The following is a 21,221-nucleotide window of genomic DNA, read 5'->3' on the forward strand; positions in this document are numbered from 1 at the left end:
TCCCGTTCTATTCGTCGGCCTTACCGAACAGCAGCGGGTAGGCGACACCGGCGACCGCGGCTCCGACCAGCGGTGCCAACCAGAACACCCACAGCTGCGTCGGCGCCCCGTTGCCGTTGAAGAACGCCACGGCGGTGGAGCGGGCGGGGTTGACCGAGGTGTTGGATATCGGAATCGAGATCAGGTGGATCAGGGTCAGGGACAGGCCGATGGACAGGCCGGCGAACCCCTTGGGTGCCCGGGCGTCCGTGGAGCCCAAGATCACGAACAGGAACATCGCGGTCAGGACGATTTCGGTGATGAGCACGGACACCAGGCCGAAATGTTCCGGTGAGTGGTCACCGAAACCGTTCGCCGCCATGTTTCCCGTTGCGGACCAGCCCTGCTGGCCGCTGCCGATCCAGTAGATCACCCCGCCGGCGATCAGTCCGCCGACGACCTGGGCGACCCAGTAGGCGGGCAGCGCTTTCCACTCGATCCGGCGGGCCAGCGCCGCACCGAGCGTGACTGCCGGATTGAAATGACCGCCGGAAATGCTGCCGAATGCGTAGACGCCTGTCAGTACCGTGAGGCCGAAAGCGATTGCGACGCCGAGGAATCCGATGCCGACAGAGGTGTGTTCGCTGGGGTTGGCGGCAAAGACCGCTGCGCCGCAGCCGCCGAGGACGAGCCAGAACGTGCCGACGGCCTCCGCTGCCAATTTGTGTGTCATCGTGGGAGCACTCATTTGGTGAAACCCTCCAGTTCGAGTCGAAAAGCCGGGTCAGCAAACCGCCATTCGAGCGTCCCACCCATAGACTGCGCAGCCCGCCGTCGTTGCTGAACAGCGGCTCAAAGGTGACCGGAGGTTGCCCCGCGGGAGCCCGCGAATCTAAGAATCTGAGCAATCTTTGTAGCAAATAACCATTTGATAACAGCCTGCGGAAATGTGATTTGTAGCAAACTTAGATGGGGCTTAGTGACCAGTGGTGTGGGTGAGTGTCGCCCGGGTGTGACGCGAATCGATTAGCGAAAATGCAAGTGCTCCAATAAAATTGGACCTACCGACCGGTAGCTTTCGAGTGTTGTGAACCACGTTCGCAGCAACCTCATTAGGCCTACCTAAGTTGGCATGTCAGGCCGGGTTTGTCATATCGTTTTGTCTCAATCGAGGCGAGCGGGACGGCCCGTCGTTCAGTGCTGCACGCTGGCATACCGTCGCTCAGTCCGCTGGCGCCGCCATAAGCGGCGGTCAAGCGATGCTTCGTAATGAAGATGGTGAAGGGTTAGGTGGGAATGACGCCGCAGCACGGCGGACCCAGCAAGGTCGGGCTGTACAACCCCGCGCATGAGCACGACGCCTGTGGCGTCGCCATGGTCGCGGACATTCACGGACGTCGGAGCCGCGACATCGTCGACAAGGCGATCACGGCACTGCTGAACCTGGAGCACCGCGGTGCTGCAGGTGCCGAGCCGAACACCGGCGACGGCGCAGGCATCCTGCTGCAGGTTCCGGACGAGTTCCTCCGCGCCGTCTGCGCGGAAGAAGGCTTCGAGCTGCCTGCCGAGGGCAGCTACGCCACCGGTATCGCATTCCTGCCGCAGTCGGCCCGCGACGCCAAGCTGGCGTGCGAAGCCGTCGAGAAGATCGTCGAAGCCGAGGGCCTGCAGGTCCTGGGCTGGCGCGACGTCCCGTTCGACGAGTCGTCACTGGGTGCGCTGGCGCGTGACGCCATGCCGACCCTGCGTCAGATCTTCATCGCCGGCGCTGACGGCATGCAGCTCGAGCGCCGCGCCTACGTCATCCGCAAGCGGGCCGAACACGAGCTGGGCACCAAGGGCCCGGGCCAGGACGGCCCCGGCCGCGAGACGGTGTACTTCCCCAGCCTGTCCGGCAAGACCATCGTCTACAAGGGCATGCTCACCACCCCGCAGCTCAAGGCGTTCTACCTGGACCTGCAGGACGAGCGGATGAAGAGCGCGCTGGGCATCGTGCACTCGCGCTTCTCGACCAACACGTTCCCGTCGTGGCCGCTGGCGCACCCGTTCCGGCGGGTCGCCCACAACGGTGAGATCAACACCGTCAACGGCAACGAGAACTGGATGCGGGCCCGTGAGGCGCTCATCCACACCGACGTGTTCGGGTTCCACAACGACCTGAACAAGATTTTCCCGGTCTGTACGCCGGGCGCCTCGGACACCGCACGGTTCGACGAGGCGCTCGAGCTGCTGCACCTCGGTGGTCGTCCGCTGCACCACGCGGTGCTGATGATGATCCCCGAGGCGTGGGAACGCAGCGAGACCATGGACCCCGCGCGGCGGGCGTTCTACCAGTACCACTCGTCGCTCATGGAGCCGTGGGACGGCCCGGCGTCGGTGTGCTTCACCGACGGCACCATCGTCGGCGCGGTCCTGGACCGCAACGGCCTGCGTCCGTCGCGCATCTGGGTCACCGATGACGGCCTGGTCGTCATGGCCTCCGAGGCCGGCGTCCTGGACCTGGACCCGTCGACCGTCGTCAAGAAGCTGCGCCTGCAGCCCGGCCGCATGTTCCTCGTGGACATGGCCGAGGGTCGGATCGTCGACGACGAGGAGATCAAGGACAAGCTGGCGGCCGAGCACCCCTACCAGGAGTGGCTCGACAACGGCCTGTTCCACATCGACGACCTGCCCCCGGGTGACTACGTCAAGATGCCGCACCACCGCGTGGTGCTGCGGCAGCAGGCGTTCGGTTACACGAACGAAGAGGTCACCCAGCTGATCGTGCCGATGGCACGCACCGGCGCCGAGGCGCTGGGCTCCATGGGCACCGACACCCCGATCGCTGTGCTGTCGCAGCGGCCGCGGATGCTCTACGACTACTTCCAGCAGCTGTTCGCGCAGGTCACCAACCCGCCGCTGGATGCCATCCGGGAAGAGGTCGTGACCAGCCTCTCGGGTGTCATCGGCCCCGAGGGCGACCTGCTGAACCCAGACGAGAACTCGTGCCGGCAGATCGTCGTACCGCAGCCGATCCTGCGCAACGGTGACCTGTCCAAGCTGATCTGCGTCGACCCCGACCACGAGATCCGGGGCCGCAAGCACGGAATGCGGGCCGCGGTCGTCAGCTGCCTGTACCCCGTCGCCGACGGCGGTGACGGCCTGCGCCGCGCCCTGGAGGACGTGCGCACCAAGGTGTCGCAGGCCATCCGCAACGGCGCCCGCATCATCGTGCTGTCGGACCGTGAGTCCAACGAATGGCTCGCGCCGATCCCGTCGCTGCTGTCGACGGCGGCCGTCCACCACCACCTGGTCCGGGAACGCACCCGCACCCAGGTCGGCCTGGTGGTCGAGTCCGGTGACGCCCGTGAGGTGCACCACATGGCCATGCTGGTGGGTGTCGGCGCTGCCGCCATCAACCCGTACATGGCGTTCGAGACCATCGACGACATGGTCGACCGCGGCGTCATCTCCGGTCTGACCAGTGACAAGGCCAAGGCCAACTACGTCAAGGCCGCCGGCAAGGGTGTGCTGAAGGTGATGTCCAAGATGGGCATCTCGACGCTGGCCTCCTACACCGGCGCCCAGCTCTTCCAGGCCGTCGGTATCAGTCAGCGCGTGCTCGACGAGTACTTCACCGGCATCTCCTGTCCGACCGGCGGTATCGACCTCGACGACATCGCGGCCGACGTCGCGTCGCGGCACAGCCTGGCCTACCTGGACCGGCCCGACGAGTGGGCTCACCGCGAGCTCGAGGTCGGCGGCGAGTACCAGTGGCGTCGTGAGGGCGAGTACCACCTGTTCAACCCGGACACGGTGTTCAAGCTCCAGCACTCCACCCGCACCGGGCAGTACTCGGTGTTCAAGGAGTACACCAAGCTGGTCGACGACCAGAGCGAGCGCATGGCCTCGCTGCGTGGCCTGTTCACGTTCAAAGACGGTGTGCGCGAGCCCATCTCGATCGACGAGGTGGAGCCCGCCAGCGAGATCGTCAAGCGCTTCTCCACTGGTGCGATGAGCTACGGCTCGATCTCGGCCGAGGTGCACGAGACCCTCGCGATCGCGATGAACCGCCTTGGCGGACGGTCGAACTCGGGCGAGGGCGGCGAGAACGTCGAGCGATTCGACCGGGACGCCAACGGCGACTGGCGACGCAGTGCCATCAAGCAGGTGGCGTCGGGCCGGTTCGGTGTCACGTCGCACTACCTGACGAACTGCACCGACATCCAGATCAAGATGGCCCAGGGCGCCAAGCCCGGTGAGGGCGGTCAGCTGCCGGGACACAAGGTGTACCCGTGGGTGGCCGAGGTCCGGCACTCGACCCCGGGTGTCGGCCTGATCTCGCCGCCGCCGCACCACGACATCTACTCGATCGAGGATCTGGCGCAGCTGATCCACGACCTGAAGAACGCCAACCCCGAGGCCCGCATCCACGTGAAGCTGGTGTCGGAGAACGGTGTCGGTACGGTCGCTGCCGGCGTCTCGAAGGCACACGCCGACGTGGTGCTGATCTCCGGGCACGACGGTGGCACCGGTGCCACCCCGCTGACCTCGCAGAAGCACGCGGGTGCCCCGTGGGAGCTGGGCCTGGCCGAGACGCAGCAGACCCTGCTGCTCAACGGTCTGCGCGACCGGATCGTCGTGCAGGTGGACGGCCAGCTCAAGACGGGCCGCGACGTGGTCATCGCCGCGCTGCTCGGCGCCGAGGAGTACGGCTTCGCCACCGCGCCACTGGTGGTCTCGGGCTGCATCATGATGCGCGTCTGCCACCTCGACACCTGCCCGGTGGGTGTGGCCACCCAGAACCCGGTGCTGCGCGAGCGGTTCACCGGCAAGCCCGAATTCGTCGAGAACTTCTTCCTGTTCATCGCAGAAGAGGTCCGCGAACTCATGGCGCAGTTGGGCTTCCGCACCATCAACGAGATGGTCGGCCAGGTCGGCGCGCTGGACACCAGCAAGGCCGTCGAGCACTGGCGGGCGCAGAAGCTGGACCTGACCCCGGTGCTGTACGAACCGGAGTCGGCCTTCATGAAGCAGGATCTGTACTGCACGTCGGGCCAGGACCACGGTCTGGACAAGGCGCTCGACCAGCAGCTGATCGCCGAGTGCCGGGACGCCATCGAGTCCAAGGTTCCGGTGAGCCTCGCCATGAAGATCACCAACGTGAACCGCACCGTCGGCACGATGCTGGGCCACGAGGTCACGAAGGTCCATGGCGGCCAAGGGCTTCCGGACGGCACCATCGACATCACGTTCGACGGCTCGGCGGGTAACAGCTTCGGCGCCTTCCTGCCGAAGGGCATCACTCTCCGGGTGAATGGCGACGCCAACGACTATGTCGGCAAGGGTCTTTCGGGTGGCCGCATCGTGGTCCGCCCGTCGAAGGACGCGCCGGCCGGTTACGTGGCCGAGGAGAACATCATCGGCGGCAACGTGATCCTGTTCGGTGCCACCAGCGGCCAGGCGTTCCTGCGCGGTGTCGTGGGCGAGCGGTTCGCGGTGCGTAACTCGGGTGCGCAGGCGGTCGTCGAGGGCGTTGGCGATCACGGCTGCGAGTACATGACCGGCGGCAAGGTGGTCATCCTCGGTGCAACCGGCCGTAACTTCGCCGCGGGTATGTCGGGCGGTATGGCCTACGTCTACGACCCGCAGGGTGCGCTGCCGGGCAACATCAACGGCGAGATGGTCGATCTCGATGCGCTCGACGCCACTGACGAACTGTGGCTGCACGAGATGATCACGGCCCATGTCGACGGGACCGAATCGGCTGTGGGACAGCGGATTCTGGCCGACTGGCAGAATCAGAAGGAGCAGTTCATCAAGGTGATGCCTCGCGACTACAAGCGGGTACTGGAGGCGATCGCCGGGGCCGAGGCCGCCGGCGAGAACGTCGAGCACGCGATCATGGCGGCGGCTCGTGGCTGATCCGAACGGCTTCCTCAAGCACACCCACCGCCAGACCCCGGTTCGCCGGCCGGTCGACCTGCGCCTCAAGGACTGGAAAGAGGTCTACGAGGAGTTCTCCAAGGAGACCCTGCAGGTCCAGGCCTCGCGCTGCATGGACTGCGGTATCCCGTTCTGCCACAACGGTTGTCCCCTGGGGAACTTGATCCCCGAGTGGAACGACCTGGTGTACCGGGACCGCTGGCGTGACGGCATCGAGCGCCTGCACGCAACCAACAACTTCCCGGAGTTCACCGGGCGGCTGTGCCCGGCGCCGTGTGAGGCGTCGTGCGTCCTCGGCATCAACCAGGACCCGGTGACCATCAAGCAGGTCGAGGTCGAGCTGATCGACAACGCCTTCGACCAGGGCTGGGTCAAGCCCATGGTTCCGGACGTGCTGACCGGCAAGACGGTCGCCGTCGTCGGTTCCGGACCGGCCGGTCTGGCCGCTGCCCAGCAGCTGACCCGCGCCGGCCACGACGTGACCGTCTTCGAGCGGGCCGACCGCATCGGTGGTCTGCTGCGTTACGGCATCCCGGAATTCAAGATGGAGAAGCGGCACATCGACCGCCGTCTGGAGCAGATGGAGGCCGAGGGCACGAAGTTCCGCGCCAGCGTGAACGTCGGTGTGGACATCACCGTCGAGCAGCTGCAGGAAGACTTCGACGCAGTGGTGTTGGCCGGCGGTGCGACCGCGTGGCGTGACCTGCCGATCCCAGGCCGCGAGCTCGAGGGCATCTACCAGGCCATGGAGTACCTGCCCTGGGGTAACCGGGTGCAGCTCGGCGACGACGTCGTCGACGCCGACGGCCAGCCGCCGATCACGGCCAAGGGCAAGAAGGTCGTCATCATCGGTGGTGGTGACACCGGCGCCGACTGCCTGGGCACCGCCCACCGGCAGGGTGCCGAGAGCATCCACCAGTTCGAGATCATGCCGCGTCCGCCGGAGGAGCGCGCCGAGTCGACCCCGTGGCCGACCTACCCGCTCATGTTCAGGGTGTCCTCGGCACACGAAGAGGGTGGCGAGCGCGTCTTCTCGGTCAACACCGAGGAGTTCGTCGGCGCCGACGGCAAGCTCACCGCACTCAAGGTGCACGAGGTCGTCATGAAGGCCGGCAAGTTCGAGAAGGTCGAGGGTTCGGACTTCGAACTCGCGGCAGACATCGTCTTTCTGGCCATGGGCTTCGTCGGCCCGGAGCGTGAAGGCCTGCTGAACGAGCTGGGCGTCGAGCTGACCGACCGCGGAAACGTGGCCCGGGACAACGACTTCCAGACCACCGTGCCCGGCGTCTTCGTCGCCGGTGACATGGGCCGCGGCCAGTCGCTGATCGTGTGGGCCATCGCCGAAGGTCGCGCCGCGGCCGCCGGCGTGGACCGCTACCTGATGGGCGAGTCGGCGCTGCCGAAGCCGATCCGGCCGACGGCTGCTCCGCAGCGGTAGTTCGCTAGGCATTTCGTTCGCCGGTCCCAGGTTGCCTGGGGCCGGCGAACTGCTATTTGAGCCGGCTCACCAACTCGGTTCGTGAGCGCACGTTCGACTTCCGGTAGATGTGCTGCAGATGGCTCTTCACTGTCGGCACGCTGATGAACAGCGCGCGGGAGATATCGCTGTTGCTCGCGCCCTGCGCCAGGAGTTCGACGACGTCGCGCTCGCGGGCCGACAAGCCCCAATGTTCTGGCACCGCAGCAGGATTCGGCGGACTCGGCAGTTCACCGAGCATGCAATAAGACTGTTCGACGAATGCGTGAGACTTCTGCAGGAACCCGATCTCGTCCTTCGTGAAGTCGCCGTCCTTCGCGCTCTTGAGTAGCGAGATGCCGGCCACGATGCGGCCGGCATGGCGGAGGTACAGCTCGGCTTCGTACCGGTAGCCCATGGGGCGGAAGAACTCCGCGTAGTAGTCGGTGCGGTCCAGGCGCTGTGCGAGGTCGTTCGAGGTGGCGAGGTCCGCGCCGGTCGCGGCGAATCTGCGGGGATGGAACGGGTCCAGTTCGTGGAAATAGCCGTTGTAGCGGCCGTTCTCCTCGGGGTGGATTCGGTCGAACACGTGCTCGCCGGCGTTCATGCCGTGATCCACCGAGTAGAAGACCAGGCCCGAGACCCGGACGAACCGGGACAGGAACCCCATGGTGTTGCGCTTGAACTGAATGTTGCGCTGGACCGGGTGATCGGTGAAATCCGCGGCGACCACCGACATCTCGCACTCCTCGATACCCGTACTTCATCCTTTGGGATGATTCTCCCCAGGGTAGGCCGCTCATAGAGTTTCGCGTGTGAGCAGAACAACATTGATCCGGTCGTCGAAGATTCTGACCTTCGACGAGACCAGGCCCACCGCGGAGGCTGTCGTCATCGAGGACGGCGTCATCCGCGAGGTCGGCAGCTTCGCGGAGCTGGCCCAGGGCGATGCCGAGATCATCGAGGCCGGCGACGCGGTGGTCATGCCGGGCCTGATCGACACTCATCCGCACGTCATGCATTTCGGGGCGCTGCGCGGTGGCCTCGTCGATCTGAGCGACGCCGTCGACCACGCGGACATCGTGGAACGGATCCGGGCCCGCGCCGCCGATACCGCGCCCGGCGAATGGATCTTCTGTACGCCCGTCGGTGAGGCCCACTACTTCATCCGTCGGTCCTGGCGTGATCTTGCCGAACGGCGTCTGCCCGACCGTCATGTCCTCGACCTCGCCACAAGCGAGCATCCGGTGCTCATCCAGGCGTGGGCGCCGCGTACGCCGAACATCGTGGCGTTCAACAGCGCCGGCCTGCGCGCCGTGGGGCTGTCGGACTTCATCCCTGATCAGGTGTGTGACGTCGAGATCGACAAGGACGAGGCCGGCCGGTTGACCGGCATCCTGCGCGGGCCCGTCAACAACTACTACACATACGACCCCTTCTGGGGTCAGATTCTGCTCAAGCTCCCGCCGATGGATCCGGCCCACGCCATACCCGGCGTCGTCGATGAAATGGCGCGGTTCTCCGCCAACGGCGTCACCACGCTGTACGAGGGGCACGCGATGGAGCCGGTTCATCTCGCGGGGTATCAACAGCTCCGTGCTGCCGGGATGCTCACCATGCGGGTGCAGGCGACGCACGACGTGGAGTCGGCCATCTTCTATCCCTTCGATCCGTTGTCGCTGGCGGATTTCAATGAGCGCCTGAATTCCCTGGCGCCGCAGTCGTTGGACCTCTCCGATGACCTGTTCCGCATCGCCGGCATGACCATCAGTCCGGGCGGGCCCTGCTTCGCAGGCCATTTCGCGATGCACGAGGCGTATTCGGATCCGTTCGGGCGGCCGACCAAGGGAAATCGCTTCGTCTCGCTGGAGAAGGAAGAGTCGTTCGTCCGGTTCTGTGCGCAGCACGGCATCAGGGCGAACATCTGTGTCGGCTCGTACCGGGAGCACGACGACTTCCTCGAGATCGCCGAACGCGTGGTGCGCGAGTACGACTTCCGGGACAAGGCGTGGATTCTGCAGCACGCCATCACAATCAGTCCCGATCATGTGCGCCGGTACCAGGCCCTCGGTTTTCAGGTCACGACGTCCGTCGGATTCGCGTGGGGCAAAGGCGCGATGTACGACGAGCGCATCGGTCGGCACATCTGGCGCGACATGGTGCCGCTGCGGCGGATGCTCGACGCGGGTCTCGATGTATGCGGTGGATCGGATTGGGGGCCCAAGAACCCGTGGGAGCAGATCGCCCTGGCGCAGACACACGAAATCGCGGGTACCGATCTACGGAACGACGGGCCCGATCAGGTCATCACGCGCGCGGAATCGCTGGCCATGTGGACGACGAATGCGGCGAAGGTCCTGGGCTGGAACGAAATCGGGTCCATCCGCCCAGGCAACCACGCAGATCTGATCTTCATCGATCGGGATCCGTTGACCTGTGACCTCGAGGATTTGAAGGAGACTCGCATCCATCGAACCCTGTTGGCGGGGAACGTTGTTCACGATGACGGAGGCCTGGCGTGAAGGCGAGTGAGTACGCGGGATACGACGCGACCGGACTGGCTGCCCTGATCCGTGCCGGCGAGGTCTCGGTGGCCGAGGTGCATGACGCTGCCCGAGCCGCGATCGAGGCGGTCGACGAGACGCTCAACGCCGTCGTCTCGGGGCCATGGGATGCGCCGCTTGCCTACGACTCCGCGGGGACACTCGCAGGGGTTCCCTTCGCGCTCAAGGATTTCGCGATCCACGCGGCAGGGGTGCCGACCTACTTCGGCAGTCGCCTTGCCGGGGCGGGGGTGGTGTTTCCCCACGACACCGCGCTGATGACAAGGTTCCGCGCGGCCGGCCTGGCCACCGTGGCGTCGACCACCACACCGGAGTTCGCGTTCAACGGAAACACCGAGCCCGTGGCGCACGGGTCGACTCGAAATCCGTGGGACCCTAAGCGCAGCGCCGGCGGTTCCAGTGGCGGTTCGGCGGCGCTCGTCGCCGCCCGCGCCTTGCCGGTCGCACACGCCACCGACGGCGGCGGGTCGATCCGAATTCCCGCTTCTGCCAACGGCTTGGTCGGATTGAAGCCGAGCCGCGGACGCGTGTCTCCGGGGCCGGATGAGAGCGAGCCGCTGTCGGGGCTGGGTGTCGAGTTCGGGCTGACCCGGTCGGTACGTGACTGCGCAGCACTGCTCGACGCCGTCAGCGGTCCGGTTCCCGGCGACAAGTACGTCGTTCGTGATCCGGTGCGACAGTACGTCGAGGAGCTCAGCCGAGATCCCGGGCGACTGCGTATCGCCATCCATACCGAGTCTTGGGCCGACGGCCCGGTCGACGAGGAGGTTGTCGCTGCGGTCACCGCCGTCGGGGCCGCGCTGGAAGGTCTGGGGCACCACGTGGTTCCGGACTCGCCGGTGTTCGACTGGGGGCAGTTCGTCGACGCCAACCTCCCGGTGTGGAGTGTGTCGCTCGCCGAGGGAATCGACGCCCTTGCAGCGGCTTTCGGCACCACGCCTGGCCCGCACAACCTCGAAGCGGCAACCCTGGCCTGCGCCCAGTACGGCCGTGAGGTGACCGCCACACAACTCGGTGGGGCCCTCGCCGTCTTCAATCAGATTTCTCGCTCCGTCGGTTCGTTCTTCACCGAATACGACCTGCTGCTGACGCCCACGCTGAGTGCGCCGCCGCAGCTGTTGGGGGAACTCGACTCCAACGACGCGTCGCTCATGGCTGCGCAGTGGATGCAGAAGCTGCTCGGGGTGTGTTCCTTCACGCCGCTGTTCAACGTGACCGGGGGACCGGCCATCAGCCTGCCGCTCGGGTGGACCCGGTCCGGCCTGCCGATCGGCGTGCAGCTGGCCGCGCCCATGTGCGACGAAGGCACGCTGATTGCTGTTGCGTCCCAACTGGAGTCGGTGATGCCGTGGGCTGATCGGATGCCGGGGGTGAACGCCGGTGGCTACTGAGCGCAGGACGCCGACCGCCCCGTATCTGGCCGTGGGCCTGTCGACGGTGGTCCGTAACATCGAACGACGCTCGCAGATCCAGGCGAACCTCGATGTCATCGAAGACACGATTCATGCTGCGGTATCGACGGTTTCGATCAATATGCCGGTCAAGCTGGTCGCCCTCGCGGAGGGGGCGCTGACGGGCTTCGGTGACGAGGCATTCGACATTCCCCACGTGCAAGCCGCGCGCGAGATGTTCATCGACATCCCCGGTCCCGAGACCGAGCGCCTCGGCGCACTGGCCCGAGAGCACGGCGTCTACCTCATCGCGCAATGCAAGGCGCGATGGCCCGAGGTGATGCCGGACCGCTACTTCAACTCCATGATCATCATCTCGCCGACGGGCGAGGTGGTGCACCGCGCGACGAAGAATCACGTCTGGTGCCGCGAACGCTCCTGCACGCCGCACGACGTGTACGACCGCTGGGTTGAACTGTTCGGCGACGGGCTCGATGCGTTCTACCCCGTGCTGCGCACGCCGGACATCGGGACGATCGGGACCATCTGCTGCAGCGATGGCGAATATCCGGAAGCGGTACGGGCGTTGGCATTTCAGGGCGCGGAGGTGGTGTATCGGCCGAGTGAGGCGGTACCCATGACGCAGGCCGGTCCCGATCCCGGCGGCACGTGGCTGCTACAGAACCGCGCGCACGCGCATTTCAACAGCCTCTACATGGTCTGCCCGAACACCGGCCCGGTGTATGCGACGCAGGACTCGGCGCACCCCTTCGACATCGCCGGCGGCAATTCGCACATCGTGGACTACAACGGGGCCGTCCTCGGCCACACCGCCTCCGGATTCAACTCGGTCGTCGCCGGCGTGATCGACATCGAGGCGCTGCGCCAGTTCCGGGTGATGAACCTGAACTCCAACTGGCTCAAAGACCTGCGCACCGAACTCTTCCGTGACATGTACGACGCACCGATCCACCCGAAGAATCTGTGGCTCGACCAGGAACCGGTGCTGCACGCCGAGGCCGACGAGATATACCGGGCGAACATCGCGCGGCTGATCGGGCGTGGGGCCTATTCACGGCCGGCTCACAGTTTTCCTGGCGCGGGCGTCCAGTGAATGGCATTGGTAACAGCTCGATACCACCGGGTGTGTCGCATGAGGCTGATGGGACTGGAGTTGCACAATGGATCGGTTCGGGTCCCGATCGACCAGAACTGAATATCTATGGCGAACTACTCCACTACCCCCGGATCCCTGTTCGCCGGCTCCGAGCTGAGCCGGCGACGCTTTCTGGTGGGCTTGTCCGCCTCGGTGGTGGCCGGGGTGGGCCTGGCCCGGTGCGCCGTCGACGGGCCGACAGCCGCTGTGGCCGCGGCACCACCGACGTCTCCGTCGGAGCCGGTGCGGCACGGCATGGGATTGGCGTTGCCTGGTGGCGGTGAGCTCAGCAGCCTGCCCGACGTGGCCGGCAACCGCGTGGCGATCACCCTCGACGACGGCGTGAGTTCCGAGGTGGTGCGCGCGTACACCAAGCTCGCGCGGGACACCGGGATGCGGCTCACCTATTTCGTCAACGGCAGGTACCAGTCGTGGACCGAGAATCGGGACCTGATGCTGCCGTTGGTGGAGTCGGGGCAGATTCAGCTGGGTAACCACACCTGGTCGCATCCGGACCTGGCGAAACTCTCCAAGGACGAGATCGTCGATCAGCTGGAGCGCAACCACAAGTTCCTGCAGTCGACCTTCGGGATCGACTCCCGGCCGTACTTCCGGCCGCCCTATGGCAGCCACAATGCGATCGTCGACAGGATCGCCGCGGAACTCGGCTACTCGACGCCGACCATGTGGACGGGATCGCTGGGTGACGAGAACATCGTCACCGAGGATTACATCCTCAAAATGGCGGGCAAGTACTTCACGGAGCAGACCGTGGTCATCGGTCACCTGAACCACCTGCCGGTGACGCACGTGTACGGCCAACTGGTCGACCTGTTGAAGGAACGCAACCTGCGGACGGTCACGCTCGACGACGTGTTCCGGAAGCCGCGCGAACTGCCCGTCTGATCCGCATGGTGACGTAGCTCATATTGTCTGGTAGGTCACTTTGGTCGGCGCGCCACTCTTAAATTAAGAAGGCGTTAAGGGTATCTCGCGCAACATGAATCACATCAGTCACACCAGAAACGCGAATGTTACTTTCGGCGCGCCCCCGGAGGTTTGCCGGTGACCGGCGTTGTAATGAAATCGCGAGGGCCTTGCGATAGTCTGGCCCCACGGTGCAACCAAACGCCGACCGCAGGAGTGATCACCGTGTACAACAACCCGCTAGCGCGCACGCGTATGGGACGTATTGCCTGGTCCCTGTTTCGCCACCCAGTCAAGAGCCGCGAGTTTCCGGCCAAGAACGAGCGTCTGGTCACCGCCGCGGACATGGTCCGCTTCGGCGTCTAGCGCCAGATCGACCGTCCTGGCCGACCGTATTCGGCGGTAACGTCAGCTGCTTTGCTGACCGTTATCAATTTGTGACCTCCGCGATAATTAAGAACCTAGCCCGCCCGGAACCGATCTCTCGGCTCCGGGCGGTTGCCGTGTCTCAGGCGGTCAGTAGCCCGGAGTCCCGGATGGCTTCGGCCAACGGCTCCAGCACGGCCGGGTCGTGCGGTTGTGGGATGTAGATGATCGCCAGATCCAGGCCTTCAGCGCCCAGGCCCGCCGCCTCGTCGACCACCTTGCGATAGTCGCGGTCCTGGCCGAGCCGGACATGCGCCGACAGGGTGATCTCCTTGGGATCGCGGCCGATGTCGGCGCAGTGCGCGGCGAGCACGTCGCGCTTGCGGGCAAACTCCTCCGGCGTCCCGCCGACGAAGTTCCAGTGATCGGCGTACTTGGCGGTGATCTTCAGGGTGCGCTTCTCGCCGCTACCGCCGATGCAGAACGGCGGATGCGGCTGCTGCGGCCCCTTCGGTTCGTTGCGGGCGTCCTTCAGCTGATAGAACTTGCCGTCGAAGGTCGTGGTGTCCTGGCTGAGCAGGCCTTTGAGCACCTCGCAGGCCTCTTCGAAGCGGTCGAACCGCTCTTTGATGGAGCCCAGCTCGATGCCGTAGGCGCCGGACTCCTCCTCGTTCCAGCCGGCGCCGATGCCCAGCTCCAGCCGGCCGTTCGAGACGATGTCCAGCGCGGACGCCATGTTGGCCAGCACTGCCGGGTGTCGATAGTGGATGCCGGTGACCAGGACTCCGACCCGCAGCCGTTTGGTGGCCTGCGCCAGCGCGGTCAGCGTGACCCAGCCCTCCAGGCAGGGTCCGGTCGAGTCGGAGAAGATCGGATAGAAGTGGTCGAAGGTCCAGCCGGACTCGAATGCGTCGATGTCGTCGGCGGCCTGCCAAACGGCGAGCATGTCCGACCAGGTGGTGTCTTGCGGTGAGGTTTTGAAGGCGAATCGCACACTTACTGAAACTAGTCAGGACCGTCGACTAATTCCTGTGAGTTTCCTCGACGCGTTGGCAGACTGGACCCATGGACCCGGTGGCCGCGCTGCGAGAGATCGCCTTCTACAAGGATCGTGCGCGTGAGGAATCCCGCCGCGTCATGGCCTATCGCAGAGCCGCGGACGTGGTGGAGGCGCTGACTCCCGAGCAGCGCGAAAAGCTGGGCCGGACCAACGGCTGGCAGACACTCGCGGGTGTCGGACCCAAGACCGCCGCGGTCATCGCCCAGGCGTGGGCAGACCGTGAGCCCGATGCACTCGTCCAACTGCGCACTGCGGCAGCCGATTTGGGTGGGGGAGCGCTACGAACGGCGCTGAAGGGGGATCTGCACCTACACTCCAACTGGTCCGACGGATCGGCGCCGATCAGCGAAATGATGGCTACCGCACAACGTTTGGGCCACGAGTACTGTGCACTGACCGACCACTCGCCGCGGCTGACCGTGGCCAACGGCCTGAGCGCGGACAGGCTCCGTCAGCAGCTGGACGTCATCGACGAAATCCGTGACCGATTCGCACCGATGCGGATCCTGACCGGTATCGAGGTCGACATCCTCGACGACGGTTCGCTGGACCAAGAACCCGAGCTGTTGGAGCGGCTGGACGTGGTGGTGGCCAGCGTGCACTCGAAGCTGTCCATGGATGCCGCCGCGATGACCCGGCGCATGGTCCGCGCGGTGTCAGGTGGCCGGGTGAACGTGCTGGGCCACTGCACCGGCCGTCTGGTCGAGGGGTCGCGCGGCACCCGACCGGAGTCAAAGTTCGACGCGGCAGCGGTGTTCGCGGCGTGTGCCGCCAATAATGTTGCGGTGGAGGTCAATTCGCGTCCCGAACGGCGTGACCCGCCGACCCGGCTGCTGAATCTGGCATTGGACACCGGTTGCCTGTTCTCGATCGACACTGATGCCCATGCGCCTGGCCAGCTGGACTTCCTGGGTTATGGGGCGCAGCGCGCACTGGATGCCGGTGTGCCGCAGGAGCGGATCGTCAACACCTGGCCGGTCGAGCGCCTGCTCGCGTGGACCGCGTAGCGTCGGAACCATGGTTCTCGGTACCGCCACGGTCGTCACGGTCTTTGCGGCCGGCCTGATCTTCCTGCTGGCCCTGATCCTCGGCATCTGGAAGTACCGGCAGATGGCCGTCAACCCGAATCATCTGGCGCACCCCTACGTCGACATCGCGCACCGGGCCGCGCTGATGTACTCGTTCTCCACGTTGCTGGTCGCGGTGTTCGTGCAGCTCAGTGCCTGGTCGATGTGGGTGAATCTCACGGCCGCAATGGTTTTGGTGTTCTTCTTCGTGATCGCGATCGCCGCGTACATCCAGCACGGATTTCGGCGGGACACCACCAATCAGTTCGAGCACCCGAGCGGCGGTCTGCACGCCGGCATGGTGGCGCTGATCCTCGGTGAGGTCGGTGGTTTTCTGGTGCTGCTATCGGGTTTCGTGGTTGCGCAACTCTGAGCCGAGGGAGTTCGACATGGTCGGTCGATCGAAGACGCAGTGGGTCGCCGCGGTGGCCGCCGTGGGCTTGCTGACCTCATGCTCCTTCCATGTCGGCACTCAGGCGACCACCATGCCGAAAGACAAGCTGGAGGCCGCGGTCAAGAACAACCTGAGCACCAAGACCACATCGAACATTGATTCCGTGGTCTGTGATGGTGGCCTCGAGGCGACCGTGGGCGCGGCTCAGACCTGCACCGTCGTGACGGGCAAGACGAGTCGCCGGGCATCGGTGAGAGTCGCCGACATCCGAGGGTCCGACATCGGTCTCAGTATCGAGCTCATCCCGGGCAAGTGACACTTCACGACTGCCTGCTGCAGCTGAACAGCCCGGCGCGCCCATGGTTGATCCGCGACGGTGCACCGGAGGGCGTCGACCTGGTGGCCGAATGGAAGTCCGACGACCCGGACTGGCGACAGGTGCTCGACGATCTCGCGGTGGCGCTGACCTTCCAGATTCACCTGCGGCTGGACGCCGAGGGCCGACTCCTGCACGCGGTGGATCACCTGGTCGAATGGCGGCAAGACGCCGAGGGCCAGTGGATCGAATGCCACGACACCGGCGACCTGCAGCTGTTCTGGTCAGGCAACTCGAATTGCATGCACCACTTGATCACCACCGACGACATCAAGATCCCGATCCAACAGTGCGTCGCCGACGCGGGGTGGACGTACCGCGTGGGTTAGCGGGCCGTCGGGGTCACCCGGTCACACCTCGTCAGAGAAATCGGCGGTGAGCCACCGGTCGGGACGGACGGTGAACAAGACAGTGGCAACACCTGCCATCGAGCGGACGAACTCGCGCCCGGCCTCTTCGCCCAGATATCGGACCGCGATTTCTTCACGCGCGTCCTCCGGTGCGGGAGTGGCGGTGTCGATGACCGAGCCTTCGATGATCACGTATTGGTAGGGCGGCTCTTCCCGCTGGACCACGAGGGACACCACGCCCGCCTGCTCGATCAGCTTCGCCTTGCGACTGCCGGCACCGGTGTTGATCCGGATCAACCCGTCAGGGGTGTAGTCGTACCAGATGGGGACGCTCGACGGCGGCCGGCCATCTTCGGCGGCCACGGACAGCACCGCTACATGCTTGTCGGCGAGGAACTGTTCGCGCTCTGTCTTGGTCAGGTTTCTCGGCATGACCCCGGCAACACCACGTTGCCCCGCGCTATTCCGGCAGCATCGGCATGTCCCAGCCCGGGTCCGCGCCGACCAGCACGCCGCGGGTGAGGCACGCATTGCCGAACTTCTGACGCACCAGGTCGACGGCGCAGTCCACCGCCGCTGTGTCGGGCTCGCCGTCGAACGGCAGCTCGAGCTGTTCGGTGCCGGCGTTGTCGACGTTCGACACCGAGAACCCCATCATGGTCAGCCCCCGCTCGGCGATGACTGGAACCGCAGCGGCCACCAATCCACGTGCGGCCGTGAGGATTTCCTCGGTCGACGCCGTTGCGCGACGCATGGTGTGCGAGCGCGTGACGCGACTGTAGTCGTCGAACCGCAGGCGCAGGACCACCGTGCGTCCGGTCCGACCGCTGCCGCGCATGCGGCGGGTGATGCGGTCGATCAGATTGATCACCATGGCATCGATCTCGTTGTCGGACATCGTGTTTCCACGCCGCCCCACCGCCCGCTGGGCGCCGACCGAACGGCGCCGGACGCCGGTCGTCACCCGCCTGCGGTCGATGTTGTGCGACAACGCGAACAGCTGGCGTCCCATGGCCGCGCCCACCATGGTGCCCAGTTCGGACTCGGTCAGGGCCGCGACATCGGCCACGGTGTCGACGCCGTGTGTCCGGAGCTTGTCCGCGGTCTTGGCTCCGACGCCCCAGAGATGTTGCACCGGAAGGGGATGCAGGAAGGCCAGCTCGCGGTCCGGCGACACCAGCAGCAGTCCGTCGGGCTTCGCTTCGCGGCTCGCGACCTTCGCCAGGAACTTGGTACGAGCGATGCCGACGGTGATCGGCAGCCCGACGCGCTCGCGAACCGCCTCACGCAGCGCCGCGCCGATCTGGACCGGGGTGCCCGACACCCGGCCGAGGCCGCTGACGTCGAGGAAGGCCTCGTCGACCGATAGCGGCTCGACCAGCGGGGTGGTGTCGTGAAAGACCTCGAACACCGCCTTGCTGGCTGCCGAGTAGGCCGACATCCGGGGCGGCACGACGATGGCCTGCGGACACAGGCTGCGGGCCTGATGCCCGCCCATCGCGGTGCGGACGCCGAACGCCTTGGCCTCATAGCTGGCGGCGAGCACCACACCGGCGCCGACGATCACCGGTCGGCCGCGCAGCGCGGGATCATCCCGCTGCTCGACCGAGGCGTAGAACGAGTCGAGGTCGGCATGCAGGATCGCAGCTGCTTCGGCGTCCGACACCGATCAATGTTCGCACATACGTTCGCATTTTGCGTAGGCCTGGCACTCGACTAAACAATTGTTTACATTGGTGAACATGCATTTACTTTCGGCCGACGATCGGACAGCGCGGGCAAGGATTCGCGATGAGGCCCTGCGCCTGTTCGCCGAGCGCGGTCCCGACGCGGTCACCATGCGCGATATCGCCGCCGCGGCCGGCGTCTCACCGGCGCTGCTGATCCGGCACTACGGCTCCAAAGACGGACTCGTAGAGGCGGTCGACGGTCACGTCGTCCAGACGCTGGAGGCGCTCTTGATCCAGGTGACGGGACAGGGCCGCGCCGACGACCCGCAGCCGTCCGCGACGCCGACGATGCTCGAGGCGTTTGCCGTCCATCTGCCGCCGCAGTCGCCGATACCGGACTACCTGGGCAGGTCGCTGATCGCCGGCGGGGCGGTGGGATCAGCCCTGTTCGCGCGGCTGTACGACATCAGCAGGGACGCGCTGGATGCGATGGTGGCGGACGGGACCGCAGACGCCGGCGACGATCCCGCGATGCGGGCAGCCTTCTTGATGATCAACGACCTGGCGGTGCTCATGCTGCGTCGGCGCCTCACCGAAGTGTTCGGTGTCGACCCGCTGACTGCCACGGGCATGGAGCGCTGGGCCACCGAGGTTTTCGCCATTTACCGCGACGGACTGCGGACCCGCTCATGAAGATCGCCATCAGTGGTGCCGGTATTGCCGGACCGACACTGGCGTACTGGTTGGCTCGCACCGGCCACGAGCCGGTGCTGATCGAGACGGCGCCGCAGTTGCGCACCGGCGGCTACCTCATCGACTTCTGGGGCGTCGGCTATGCGATCGCAGAGCGGATGGGCCTGGCGGAAGCGATACAGGGCGCCGGCTACGGGATCGAGCAGGTCCGGCTGGTCGACGGACGCGGTCGCAAGGCGGGCGGGTTCGCCGTCAGCCCGTTCCGGCGGGTTTTCGGCGGGCGATACATCAGCTTGCCGCGCGGCGAGCTTGCGCGGTTGATCCATGGGGCTGTCGACGGCGACGTCGAGACGGTGTTCGGCGACAGCATCACGGCGATCGATCAACATGACGAGAGAGTGCACGTCGGGTTCGAGCACGGCGGGCACCGCGAGTTCGACTTGGTGATCGGCGCCGACGGCATTCATTCGGCGGTGCGCGGCTTGGCTTTTGGCGCCGAACCCACCCTCGAGAGGCAACTGGGCTATTGGGTCGCGGCGTTCGAATCCGACGGGTACCGCCCGCGCGATGAACTCGTCTACCTCGCCCACGGCAAGCCCGGGCGCATGGTGGCCCGGTTTGCGCAGCGGAACGACCGGACCCTGTTCCTGTTTGTGGTGGCCGACGATCAGCTGACCGGAATCGAGCCGACTGACGACACGGCTGCCAGGCGAGCCCTGCGCCAGGTGTTCGGCGGCGACGGATGGGAGTGCCCGGCGATCCTCGCCGCGCTGGATCGGGCCGAGGATCTGTATTTCGATCGCGTCAGCCAGGTCAAGGTCGACCGATGGTCGGCGGGCCGCGTCGCGCTGATCGGGGACGCGGCGTCGTGCGTGTCGTTGCTTGCGGGCGAGGGGACCGGACTGGCGATGCTGCAGGCGTACGTGCTCGCCGGCGAACTCGACAGGGCCGACGGCGACCACCGAACGGCGTTTCACCGCTATGAGCACCTGCTCCGACCGCTGATCGAGGGCAAGCAGACGTCGGCCCGAGTGTTCGCCGGCGTATTGGCGCCCCGGACCTCGGCCGGCCTCCGGATCCGGAACCGGGTCAGCCGGCTGCTGGACATCCCGGCACTGGCCACCTGGGCGATCCGACGAGAATTCCGCGACGACATCGAACTGCCGGACTACGTGATGTAGCGCCCGCGAGACGGGTCAGCTGTAGATGCTGTTCAGCCAGATGTGGGTGAGGGTGTTCACGACGTCGTCGTGCGCGACGGCCCCGGGCTCGCCGGCCAGAGTGGCCATGATCATGCGCTCGTTCATCAGGTTCAGCGAGGTCGCCAGGTCCCGGGCGGGCAGGGTCTCGGGTGCGGCGCCGCGCGTGCGCTCCGCGGTGATCAGGGCGGCGGTCAGGTTGATCCACTTCTGCATGAAGCCGGCCCAGACCTCACGGAATTCCGGAACCGTTCTGACGGCTTCGACGCCGGCCCGGGCGGTGGCCGGGTGGGAGCCGAACGAGCTGAAGAAGATCTCGATGCCGTGCCGGATGGCCTCCCTGGGGTCGGCCGGCATGTCTTCGAGCGCGCCGTCGAAGCCGGTGTCGGCCCGCTTGATCAGCGGATCGAGCAGCGACAGCAGCACCGCTTCCTTGGACGAGAAGTAGAAGTAGAACGTCGGCCGCGAGATGCCGGCGCCTTTGGCCAGGTCATCGACAGAAATCTCGGCGAAGGAGCGCTGCTGCAGCAGGGTGGTCGCGGTGGCCAGGATGGCCGCTTCGCGGTCGTCGCCCGAGGGTCGAGCCGCGCGTCTGCCCCGGGGTGTCCGGGTCTGTGCGGCGGTACTCATGCAGCTGAGCCTAACAGT

Annotated in this window: 17 protein-coding genes and 1 pseudogene; 12 read left to right on the forward strand and 6 right to left on the reverse strand. The window is 65.9% G+C overall.

The features are described from left to right. Nucleotides 1-7 precede the first annotated feature (7 nt). Nucleotides 8-712, reverse strand: a complete 705-nt coding sequence (gene aqpZ, locus ACNO8X_RS04340; protein ID WP_418004309.1) for an aquaporin Z — start codon at nucleotides 710-712, stop codon at nucleotides 8-10. A 563-nt stretch (nucleotides 713-1,275) separates the two neighbouring features. Between aqpZ and gltB the strand changes: the two genes are divergently transcribed. Further along, a complete protein-coding gene (gltB, locus tag ACNO8X_RS04345; RefSeq protein ID WP_418004310.1) occupies nucleotides 1,276-5,883 on the forward strand; it encodes a glutamate synthase large subunit in 4,608 nt (1,535 codons plus the stop codon). Continuing rightward, nucleotides 5,876-7,342, forward strand: a complete 1,467-nt coding sequence (locus ACNO8X_RS04350; protein ID WP_418004311.1) for a glutamate synthase subunit beta — start codon at nucleotides 5,876-5,878, stop codon at nucleotides 7,340-7,342. Before gltB ends, ACNO8X_RS04350 begins: the two co-directional genes overlap by 8 nt. Nucleotides 7,343-7,394: 52 nt before the next feature. Here the strand turns inward: ACNO8X_RS04350 and ACNO8X_RS04355 are convergent, their stop codons facing one another. Beyond that, on the reverse strand, nucleotides 7,395-8,099 hold the full coding sequence (locus ACNO8X_RS04355) for a response regulator transcription factor (RefSeq protein ID WP_418004312.1): 705 nt from the start codon (nucleotides 8,097-8,099) through the stop codon (nucleotides 7,395-7,397). 76 nt (nucleotides 8,100-8,175) lie between these two features. Here ACNO8X_RS04355 and ACNO8X_RS04360 point away from each other — a divergent pair, with 76 nt between their 5' ends. From ACNO8X_RS04360 to ACNO8X_RS04375, 4 genes and pseudogenes are all read left to right on the forward strand, one after another. Beyond that, complete coding sequence (locus tag ACNO8X_RS04360) at nucleotides 8,176-9,882, forward strand: amidohydrolase (protein ID WP_418004313.1); 1,707 nt, start codon at nucleotides 8,176-8,178, stop codon at nucleotides 9,880-9,882. Further along, nucleotides 9,879-11,315 carry an amidase gene (locus ACNO8X_RS04365; protein WP_418004314.1) on the forward strand — a complete coding sequence of 479 codons (1,437 nt, stop codon included), beginning with the start codon at nucleotides 9,879-9,881 and terminating at the stop codon, nucleotides 11,313-11,315. The genes ACNO8X_RS04360 and ACNO8X_RS04365 overlap by 4 nt, the downstream gene beginning before the upstream one ends. A 46-nt stretch (nucleotides 11,316-11,361) precedes the next feature. Further along, a pseudogene (locus tag ACNO8X_RS04370) lies at nucleotides 11,362-12,198 on the forward strand (nitrilase-related carbon-nitrogen hydrolase); the annotation flags it as partial. A 387-nt stretch (nucleotides 12,199-12,585) separates the two neighbouring features. Then, a complete protein-coding gene (locus ACNO8X_RS04375) occupies nucleotides 12,586-13,377 on the forward strand; it encodes a polysaccharide deacetylase family protein (protein ID WP_418005777.1) in 792 nt (263 codons plus the stop codon). 529 nt (nucleotides 13,378-13,906) lie between these two features. Here the strand turns inward: ACNO8X_RS04375 and ACNO8X_RS04380 are convergent. Then, the gene (locus ACNO8X_RS04380) at nucleotides 13,907-14,758 is read right to left on the reverse strand and encodes an LLM class F420-dependent oxidoreductase (protein ID WP_418004315.1); all 852 of its coding nucleotides are present in this window, start codon (nucleotides 14,756-14,758) and stop codon (nucleotides 13,907-13,909) included. A 71-nt stretch (nucleotides 14,759-14,829) separates the two neighbouring features. Here ACNO8X_RS04380 and ACNO8X_RS04385 point away from each other — a divergent pair, with 71 nt between their 5' ends. Genes ACNO8X_RS04385 through ACNO8X_RS04400 form a run of 4 tightly spaced genes read left to right on the forward strand, consistent with a single transcriptional unit; the run spans nucleotide 14,830 to nucleotide 16,990 of the window. Next, entirely contained in the window at nucleotides 14,830-15,831 is a 1,002-nt protein-coding gene (locus ACNO8X_RS04385) for a PHP domain-containing protein (RefSeq protein ID WP_418004316.1), read from the forward strand. Nucleotides 15,832-15,841: 10 nt separating this feature from the next. Then, on the forward strand, nucleotides 15,842-16,264 hold the full coding sequence (locus ACNO8X_RS04390) for a hypothetical protein (RefSeq protein ID WP_418004317.1): 423 nt from the start codon (nucleotides 15,842-15,844) through the stop codon (nucleotides 16,262-16,264). A 16-nt stretch (nucleotides 16,265-16,280) separates the two neighbouring features. Continuing rightward, nucleotides 16,281-16,601, forward strand: coding sequence for a DUF4333 domain-containing protein (locus tag ACNO8X_RS04395; RefSeq protein WP_418004318.1), 321 nt, complete (start codon nucleotides 16,281-16,283; stop codon nucleotides 16,599-16,601). Continuing rightward, nucleotides 16,598-16,990, forward strand: coding sequence for a hypothetical protein (locus ACNO8X_RS04400; protein WP_418004319.1), 393 nt, complete (start codon nucleotides 16,598-16,600; stop codon nucleotides 16,988-16,990). The genes ACNO8X_RS04395 and ACNO8X_RS04400 overlap by 4 nt, the downstream gene beginning before the upstream one ends. Nucleotides 16,991-17,011: 21 nt before the next feature. Here ACNO8X_RS04400 and ACNO8X_RS04405 read toward each other — a convergent pair whose 3' ends face one another. Both ACNO8X_RS04405 and dinB read right to left on the reverse strand, forming a co-directional pair. Beyond that, nucleotides 17,012-17,443, reverse strand: a complete 432-nt coding sequence (locus ACNO8X_RS04405; protein ID WP_418004320.1) for a pyridoxamine 5'-phosphate oxidase family protein — start codon at nucleotides 17,441-17,443, stop codon at nucleotides 17,012-17,014. A gap of 28 nt (nucleotides 17,444-17,471) precedes the next feature. Beyond that, nucleotides 17,472-18,677, reverse strand: a complete 1,206-nt coding sequence (gene dinB, locus ACNO8X_RS04410; protein ID WP_418004321.1) for a DNA polymerase IV — start codon at nucleotides 18,675-18,677, stop codon at nucleotides 17,472-17,474. A 76-nt stretch (nucleotides 18,678-18,753) separates the two neighbouring features. Here dinB and ACNO8X_RS04415 point away from each other — a divergent pair, with 76 nt between their 5' ends. Continuing rightward, nucleotides 18,754-19,374, forward strand: coding sequence for a TetR/AcrR family transcriptional regulator (locus ACNO8X_RS04415; protein ID WP_418004322.1), 621 nt, complete (start codon nucleotides 18,754-18,756; stop codon nucleotides 19,372-19,374). Then, complete coding sequence (locus ACNO8X_RS04420) at nucleotides 19,371-20,555, forward strand: FAD-binding domain (RefSeq protein WP_418004323.1); 1,185 nt, start codon at nucleotides 19,371-19,373, stop codon at nucleotides 20,553-20,555. The genes ACNO8X_RS04415 and ACNO8X_RS04420 overlap by 4 nt, the downstream gene beginning before the upstream one ends. 15 nt (nucleotides 20,556-20,570) lie before the next feature. Here the strand turns inward: ACNO8X_RS04420 and ACNO8X_RS04425 are convergent, their stop codons facing one another. Beyond that, complete coding sequence (locus tag ACNO8X_RS04425) at nucleotides 20,571-21,203, reverse strand: TetR/AcrR family transcriptional regulator (protein ID WP_418004324.1); 633 nt, start codon at nucleotides 21,201-21,203, stop codon at nucleotides 20,571-20,573. Between the last annotated feature and the right edge of the window lie 18 nt (nucleotides 21,204-21,221).

This window comes from Mycobacterium sp. PDNC021 (genome assembly GCF_048282635.1).
Lineage (GTDB): Bacteria > Actinomycetota > Actinomycetes > Mycobacteriales > Mycobacteriaceae > Mycobacterium > Mycobacterium llatzerense.